The organism is Novipirellula sp., assembly GCF_041583735.1.
Taxonomy (GTDB): Bacteria; Planctomycetota; Planctomycetia; order Pirellulales; family Pirellulaceae; genus Novipirellula.
Window position 1 is genome coordinate 1 of sequence record NZ_JBFHFD010000406.1, and the last position, 8,013, is coordinate 8,013.

At 53.2% G+C, this 8,013-nt stretch carries 4 protein-coding genes, 1 rRNA gene and 2 pseudogenes; 2 read left to right on the top strand and 5 right to left on the bottom strand.

Annotation, left to right across the window (positions count from 1 at the left end; all coding sequences use genetic code 11):
* From ABX962_RS24045 to ABX962_RS24060, 4 genes and pseudogenes are all read right to left on the bottom strand, one after another.
* Positions 1–611, bottom strand: a pseudogene (locus tag ABX962_RS24045) (nucleotide sugar dehydrogenase); the annotation flags it as partial.
* A 197-nt stretch (positions 612–808) separates the two neighbouring features.
* A pseudogene (locus tag ABX962_RS24050) lies at positions 809–1,834 on the bottom strand (GDP-mannose 4,6-dehydratase).
* Complete coding sequence (locus ABX962_RS24055; RefSeq protein WP_372723032.1) at positions 1,831–2,388, bottom strand: transcription termination/antitermination protein NusG; 558 nt, start codon at positions 2,386–2,388, stop codon at positions 1,831–1,833. The pseudogene ABX962_RS24050 and the gene ABX962_RS24055 overlap by 4 nt, the downstream one beginning before the upstream one ends.
* 239 nt (positions 2,389–2,627) lie before the next feature.
* Positions 2,628–4,151, bottom strand: a complete 1,524-nt coding sequence (locus tag ABX962_RS24060; protein ID WP_372723034.1) for an MraY family glycosyltransferase — start codon at positions 4,149–4,151, stop codon at positions 2,628–2,630.
* A gap of 606 nt (positions 4,152–4,757) precedes the next feature.
* Between ABX962_RS24060 and ABX962_RS24065 the strand changes: the two genes are divergently transcribed.
* Positions 4,758–5,819 carry a hypothetical protein gene (locus tag ABX962_RS24065; RefSeq protein WP_372723036.1) on the top strand — a complete coding sequence of 354 codons (1,062 nt, stop codon included), beginning with the start codon at positions 4,758–4,760 and terminating at the stop codon, positions 5,817–5,819.
* Between the two features lie 83 nt (positions 5,820–5,902).
* A complete protein-coding gene (locus tag ABX962_RS24070) occupies positions 5,903–7,252 on the top strand; it encodes a polysaccharide biosynthesis/export family protein (protein WP_372723038.1) in 1,350 nt (449 codons plus the stop codon).
* A gap of 627 nt (positions 7,253–7,879) precedes the next feature.
* Here ABX962_RS24070 and ABX962_RS24075 read toward each other — a convergent pair.
* Positions 7,880–8,013, bottom strand: a 16S ribosomal RNA gene (locus ABX962_RS24075); the annotation flags it as partial.

Consider the following 8,013-nt stretch of genomic DNA (forward strand, 5'->3'; position numbering starts at 1 on the left):
AGATTGGTCGTCAGGATTTTTTCGCGAGAAACCCATTGCCCGTACACGTCCGCCAAAGCCTTTACCGCTGCTTCCGATTCGCCTCCGATCAGCACTCGGTCTGGATCGAGTAAGTCTTCGACAGCGGTTCCTTCGGCGAGGAACTCTGGATTGCTTAAGACATCAAAAGTCGCTCCGTTACTGGACGACGAAAGGATGCGTTTGACCGCTTCGGCAGTACGCACAGGAAGCGTCGATTTCTCGACGACGATTTTGTGCCCCTTGGATACTTTGGCAATTTGCCGTGCACATTTTTCAATGAATTCAAGGTTCGCGGCGCGACCTGCCCCAATACCGAAATGTTTTGTCGGTGTGTTGACCGCGATAAAAATCATGTCGGCTTCGGCAATCGCTTGATCGACATTGGTTGAAAACGTCAGATTGCGTCCCCTCGCTTCACGCACCACTTCATCCAATCCGGGTTCATAGACCGGCAGATCGTCGGAGTTCCATGCATCAATCCGTTGTTGATTCAAATCGACAACGTGAACATGGATCTTGGGGCACTGTTTGGCAATCATTGCCATCGTAGGGCCACCGACATAACCAGCGCCAATGCAGCATATCTTCATGGGATTCAAAAGAGCGTATGAGGGAAAGTTTGGTTGGTTAGAACAGGGAGGAGCCGGTGAAGGCAAAGGAATCTTGGCAACGCAATTAACTACGGTGCTAGTCGTTGTTACGGATGTGTGTCATGCAGGCTTGCAAATGAACTCTTTTTCGAAGTGCAGTGCAACCGACACGTCGTTAGCCTTCAGCCGCCAATGAATCACGTGGATTTTAGACGAGCTGTTGCGGTCTGGGGCAGAGCACTTTTGGCCTGCAGTTGTTCCCGGTCGTGCTGCACCATTTGTTTGGCGAGTTCAGGAAGTGTGACGTTGGCTTTCCAGTTCAATTGACGCCGTGCCTTGGATGGGTCCCCTATCAGTCGTTGGACTTCCGAAGGACGCATAAACGCTTTGTCTTGACGCACATACTGACGCCAATCGAGATCGACTGCATCAAATGCGGCTGCGAGAAAGTGTTCGACCGTATGCTGGGTGCCCGTGGCAAGAATGAAGTCATCCGATGTGTCCTGTTGTAGCATTAGCCACATGCCTTGGACATAGTCAGGGGCGTAGCCCCAGTCCCGTACGGTATCGAGTGAGCCGAGCACCAATTCGTCTTGCAGCCCCATGGAGATCGCTGCCGCGGCGCGGGTGATTTTTCGTGTAACAAATGACTCGCCTCGACGCGGTGATTCGTGGTTGTAGCAAATTGCGTTACAAGCAAACAAACCAAACGATTCCCGGTACAGCGTCACCATTTGCGTTGCAAAGGCTTTGGCGACGCCCTAGGGGGTGACGGGACGCATCGCGGTCATTTCATTTTGCGGTGACTCGAGCGGACGTCCAAAGATTTCGCTACTGCTGATATGAGCAAAGCGAGGACGTTTATCAAGATCACGCAGGATTTCCAGCAGCTTCAATGTCCCCATCGCTGTGAATTGACAGGTCGTTTCGGGGATCTCGAAACTGGCACCGACGTGACTCTGACCCGCCAAGTGATAAACCTCGTCCGGCGACGTACGCGTTAAGATGCGGCGAATGGTGGTCGTGTCGTCGAGGTCCGCATAATGTAAAAACAGACGATGATTGTAGATCGAAGCATCGTGAAAGAGATGGTCAAGTCGAGTCCGCTGGGTTGTGCTGCTGCGCCGAACCAAACCGTGGACCGTGTAACCTTTCTCGAGTAGCCATTCGGTCAAGTAGGAGCCGTCTTGACCGGTGATCCCTGTGATCAGTGCTGACTTCATCCTATCAACTCCAATTGACAGTCCTCGAGTTTGACGCTGACGCCTTGCTCCATAAAGCGAACGCAAACTAAAAGTCGCGTTTCCTGCTCGCGCCGGAGGATCGTCCCTTCGTATCCTGCAAACGAACCACTGCGAATTCGCACGTTTTGACCTGGTTCAAGACGACTTTCGATCGTCATGGGAACGCCCAGATCGATCAGATCGTGAATCTGTTTCAGGTCGGCAACAAATTCATCGACATCGGTGATTTCTGCCGCTTTCTGAATGCATCCGCTGCAAATCGCTTGATAACGAGCTTCGTCATCATCACCACAGACAAAAACGTAATTGCTAAATAGCGGAGCATAAGAGGTTCGCATTCGCCCGGCGGGGGACCGTTTTCGCTGGCGAACCATCGGGCCGTAGTGCCAAACCTCGTGCTTTAGCAGATGCCGCATCAGCTGCTTTTCCTGACGTGATTTGGTGTACATCAACCACCAACGCTTGGAAGATGTGGTGGGCTGGCAAAGCAAATCCTCGGGGAAACAATCGGGTTCTTGAGGTAAGATCGGCATCGATGGTTACGTAATGAGGAGTCGGCAAAACTGTCCCGTTTGCTTTTACGTTCAAACAAGGGGGGACGCAAATAGCATGAGAAACACGAGACCGCTATGCAAGATGATTGATCTCGTTGGCAGCAACAACCTTAGCTTAGCAAACGCAAGCCAAGTTTTTAATGCTGCCGCGGGATTTGAGCGTTCTAACGAACGAACCGAGTTGCCTGCCTGCGATCTGGCCCTACCACCTTTTGCGCTTACCGCGAACTAAGGGCGGTGGCGTCCTCGGAATCTGCGTTTATGGGCTTCGGCACCGGCCTTGGAGTTTCCGATTTAGGCCAGAAGAAGGCTCCCGAATCTGTGGCCGCGTCTTTTTCGAGAGATTCGATCACGTAATCGATCTGCGGATTCAGTTCGTTCAGTTGTTCGATAAAACCGGCAATATGCGAGTAAACGTCAGGCGACTTCGCCGGGGCAACCATTTCGAGCCGCCCAATCACCAACTCACTGCCATCTTTGGTTCGCTGCGTAAACAGAGGAACACACATGGTTAACTGGTGCGCTTTCTCTGGTAAACGCATACTGTGCCAGGACGCGTGATACCCCTCATGCAGCCAAGCTAAGTTCAAGTCGATCTTGATGCTAGCGAGGTTGTGGGATTGGGCAAGTTCGACAATCGGTTCCCAAACGGTCTCCCACGACCCCGATCCCTGAAGGGCATGTTTGCGATGCTGTTTTTCAGACTCGCAAACGTCGGGTGATTTTGAAAAGGAGTGACAAAAATGGATCGCCCGCGTGACCAACAGTTTTGACTCGGCATGGCCGAACGAGCGAGTGAAAATTAAAAGACCGAGAGCCAATATCACTCCGACAATGGAAAGCCAAGGGCGTGAATAGTAGGTGGAGACATAAGCCAGAGTGGTGGTGATCAGGCACAGCCCTGCCACGACGGCGAGCATCCCAAGACTTCCGTATTTTGCCTGCAACAAATGGTGCAAATGGGCTCGGTCAGTAATGTAGATGCTGCGTCCGGTGAGCCACCGCCTTAAAACAGCTGCGGTCGAGTCAAATAGCGGCAGCGCGAGGATAGCGACGGGGGCCGAGGCCAAAACGGTGGATTCTTTTGTATTGCTCCAAATCGCCAGCACCCCCACAAAAAATCCGATCATCATGCTGCCAGCGTCGCCGAGATAGATGGTCGCAGGAGGGCGATTGAAGGCCAGAAAACCGAGCAGAGCCCCTGACAACGCGAAGCACAAGACTGCCGTCAAGTTGACACCCGAGCGACTACTCAAAAATCCCAGACCCGCGCAAACAATACAGCCCACGGTCGTCGCCATTCCATCGGCACCATCGATCAGATTCAGAGCATTGATCGCGATCAATAGCCAAAGCATGGTGATGGGGAAGGCCAAATTTCCTAGCGAGATCTCAATCCCCAATAGGTTGATTTGCCGGATCACCGTACCGCTTCCCACAACGCTTGCCACAATCAAGCACTGAAACAGTAGCTTCTGTCGCCCTCGTAAGGGCCAGCGGTCGTCGATCAGTCCTACCATCAAGACTGCGGCTGCAGCAAATATCAACACATACCAGCTGGGGTTGAAGTAGCCGAGCGAAAAACCGTTGAAATTCCGATCGATCAGCACCGTGCAAATGAAGCCAAGCAACAGAGAAGCGAAAACGGCCACGCCACCACCAAGCGCAATGGGCGTCTGATGCAACTTTCGTTCGCTATCGGGCTTGTCGATCATGCCGGTGCGAATTGCCAGTGCTCGCACGACAGGGACAAGCAGAAGTGCGCTTGCGAGTGATATTGCTAGACAAGCTAGCAGCAGCCCGTTCATAAGGTTTGCCAAAGAGGATAAGTCTAGTGTGAAACTCGGTGTTGCAATGCTCTTGGCCCTGCGAACTGATTCATTTGAAGTCGCAGGATTCGAATCCCGAAGCGTCGAGCTTGAAGGCCACTTCGACGCCGAAATGGTGGTGGCCGAATGCCTCTGGCGTTCAGGACAAGGTAAAAGGTGGCCGTTTTCTCCACGTCGCAGCCATTCTAGGCGATGCCGGAATGAGGGCAACCTTTCCTGTTCCAGTATAGAAATGGGATTGCAAAATCGAATGGTCTATCCCGTTAAAAAAGGGGATTTAACACGATCATTAACAGCGTATTCCTCGTGGATTAGGCCACTTGGGTGGTTAGAACTGGATTGATCCCGTTTGCTGTTACAACCGTGACAGTCGTCCCAATGCGTGTTTTCGTGATTTTTGGTTAATCCCGCAAAGCCGTCCCGGCGATAAATAGGGTTGAGCGGGTGTTCTTTCTAGCACAACCCGCACAAATAGTAGGACTAGAACACGGAATGCCTTTGCTGCCAAAGGGGGGCCAAATGGCGATTCGTTCAAAAATTTTGCCGCAATCACGAATCAGCGTCCAAAGTGGCGTCGCGGCCGGAACAAGTAATCTGAGCCAGAGCTCTTCCCTGTCGTTGGCGTTCAATCGCTGGGGACGAGGACGCTCGGAGCGAGGGGGGCGACCGATGCCACGCCGCTTGAATTATCAAGTCGGCAGGGTCAACCGGCTCGCTCGTACTGCACTGCTGGCTGGACTTTCACTCGTGGTGCTTGGCACAGGCGGGTGTTCGATGTTCAGTGGTGCGGCCCGGCAATTGAAGAATCACGACGGGCTCAATGAATTTATGGTTGGTCATCGCAACAAGACGATGGCGGCAAAGGCGTGGCATTGCCAGAAGGCGAACTTCTGTAATCCATCAAACGCTTTTAAAGATGGTTTTTACGCAGGCTATATGGATGTCTGCAACGGTGGCAGCGGCTGTACGCCTGCGATTGCTCCGTCACAGTATTGGGGCTGGATGTATCAGTCTTCCAATGGCCAACTCGCTGTGAATGATTGGTTCGCTGGGTTCCCGATGGGAGTCAAGGCAGCGGAACAAGACGGCGTGGGGCACTGGAGTAACGTGCAAACGTCCTATGGCATGGGGACTCCTAATGTGGCGGCACCGTTGCCTGTACATGCGGCGCCTACGGTGCTGGATTACGAGCAGCCCGCTCCACTGGATAGTCCGTTTCTGGATGCCGATGACGGCGATGCCGAGTTGATTGAACCGGCTGAGTCGCACGATGGTGACATGGTGCCTCAAGATCGGCTGAAAGATGCTCATGGTTTGTATCAGGAAGATTCGTCTTTCCAGATGCACGACAAGGGAGGCTACAGCTTCTCGGCATCCTCGGACTCGGTGCCCGATCTCGAGCCCAAGATGAGCGACGAAGTGAGTTACTCTGACGCCGACGTCTTCGATGCGGACGCGATTGTCGATCAGGTTTTCGCTGATCAAGCCTTCCAAAGTCCCGTATCGGCGTCTGAAGATTCGGTGGGAACGGCTCCCGTAGCTGATTCCTCCGCAAGCAAGTTGCCGTTCAGCTTTCAATAAGCACGGAAAATTTTAAGTTCTGGCGACGCCAAGAAAGCGCCCCAATTACGCATACGCATTGTCCTTAGTTAGAGAGTTCAGGGATGAACAGGAAACCTTTGCAAGCCAAAAAACGGGCGCTCCGTGTACTGCGGTCATTCAAGACCGCTGCTGCCGCCGGCCTTTTTTGCACAGCCTTTAGTGGTTGCACGACGCTGACGCAGCCGATTGACGGCGTGCCCGCGAATCGATTGCCGCCTCAGTTTTTTGCGGAACCAAAGAATGATTTGGTGCCCGTTGATATCTCGCTGCTCTCGCTCGAGCCACCGCGAGATTATCAGTTGGCAGGGGGGGACATCCTCGGTGTTTACATCGAAGGGGTGCTGCCCTTTAATCCGCCTAACGCTCCTCCAGAGCCTCCGCCGGTAAACTTCCCGGACGCTCAGAGCACGCTTCCGCCGTCGATTGGTTATCCGATCGCAGTGCAAGATGATGGAACTTTGGCCTTGCCGCTGCTCGAGCCGTTGAAGGTTGAGGGATTGACGCTCGAGCAGGTGCGAGAAGCGATTCGTGACGCCTATATCGACAGCGAAATTCTGCGTCCCGAAAAAGCACGACCGATCGTCACGATCATCAAAGAGCGTACCTACGACGTCATCGTGGTTCGCGAAGATACCGCTGGAAGAGGCGGAGGTGGTGATGAAATTAGAGGGATCACTGATCAAAGCGCCAGTGGTGGTTTGGTGAAGCTGCGAGCTTATCAAAATGACATCCTTCATGCATTGGTCGAAACTGGCGGATTGCCTGGGCTTACTGCAAAGAACGAAGTCAAGATTCTGCGAGCCAGTAAGGCGGATCAACGTAAGCGTGCTCAGTTTGTGCAGCAGTTCTATGCACAGCAGCAAGCTGCACGACTTGATCCTTGTGCCTGCCCTCCCGAATTGCCAGAAGATCCGTCGATCTTGAGGATTCCATTGCGAGTGAAGCCAGGTGTTGTGCCGAACATCACGGCTAAGGACATCGAATTGATGGATGGAGACATTGTCTATATCGAGTCTCGTGAAACCGAGGTTTACTACACCGGCGGATTGCTAGGGGGTGGTGAATTCCCACTGCCGCGTGACTACGATCTCGATGTGGTCGGAGCAATGGCACTTGCCGGTCAAGGACTAGCAGCCACGTCTGGGGGTCAACGTGGTGGCGGACTCACCGGAGGTGCTCAGGGTGTCGGTGGAGTACCGCCAGGGTTGGTTTACATTCTGCGAAAGACACCTTGTAACGGACAGGTTGCGATCGAGGTGGATCTTGCCAAAGCGTTGAATGACCCTCGCCAACGGCCACTGATTCAGGCAGGTGATACCATCATTCTGCAATACAAGTGTGAGGAAGAGTTGCTGAACTTTGGCCTAGGAACCTTCTTTACCTTTGGAATCCGAGAATTGCTCCGCAATTAAGGGTTCCCTAAATCAAGCAAGCCGCAGTGTGAAATTAAATTCGCACTGCGGCTTTTTTTATGTCCCAACCCAAACCGATGACGTGGTACCCGGCAGATTAGCCGTGCTAAAAGTCAGGTGTTCAGACGCAGAAAGTGATCGGCATGGGAGTTCATGGGCAATCAGCGGTAAGCAGGTCTGGCAGCGGGGCTTTGCTGTACAGGTCCTTGTGCCGCGAGCCGTCCGGTGGCAGCGAGTCGAACGTTCGAATTAGACCGGGCGGCTTACGCCGCAACGCTATGAACACCACCTGATTAGTAGCAAGGTAGATGGCATCGTGCTTCGGCCCGCAGAGACGTGTTAACACAATCCGATCGCCGCCTCGCAATCAGAGTAGAGGAGGATGCGATAGCGCGGAGGCGATTGGAATCAGCCGGAGACGTCATTATCCCGAATTGATTCGGTGCGCGCACGAAAAAACCCGTTTCGGCTGGCGACAGTCCGAAACGGGTTTCCGTTTGTTATTTGATGATGACACAGATCCGAAGATCTGAATTCTGTTGAGTGTAGTGCAAGGTTACTTCCACGGATCCGACATTGTGTTTCACTCCGAAGAGTGATTCGCAAGTCGATTTCTAAGATCCTTAGAAAGGAGGTGATCCAGCCGCAGGTTCCCCTACGGCTACCTTGTTACGACTTAGTCCCAATTGTCGAGCTGACCTTCGGCGCCTGCCTCTCTTGCGAGTTAGCTTGGCGACTTCGGGCCCTCCCAACTTTCGTGG

What these genes read in the sequence shown, in the direction of transcription:
- ABX962_RS24055 (WP_372723032.1), bottom strand. Translation starts at nt 2,388, where the DNA reads ATGCCGATCTTACCTCAAGAACCCGATTGTTTCCCCGAGGATTTGCTT.
- ABX962_RS24065 (WP_372723036.1), top strand. Translation starts at nt 4,758, where the DNA reads ATGGCGATTCGTTCAAAAATTTTGCCGCAATCACGAATCAGCGTCCAA.
- ABX962_RS24070 (WP_372723038.1), top strand. Translation starts at nt 5,903, where the DNA reads ATGAACAGGAAACCTTTGCAAGCCAAAAAACGGGCGCTCCGTGTACTG.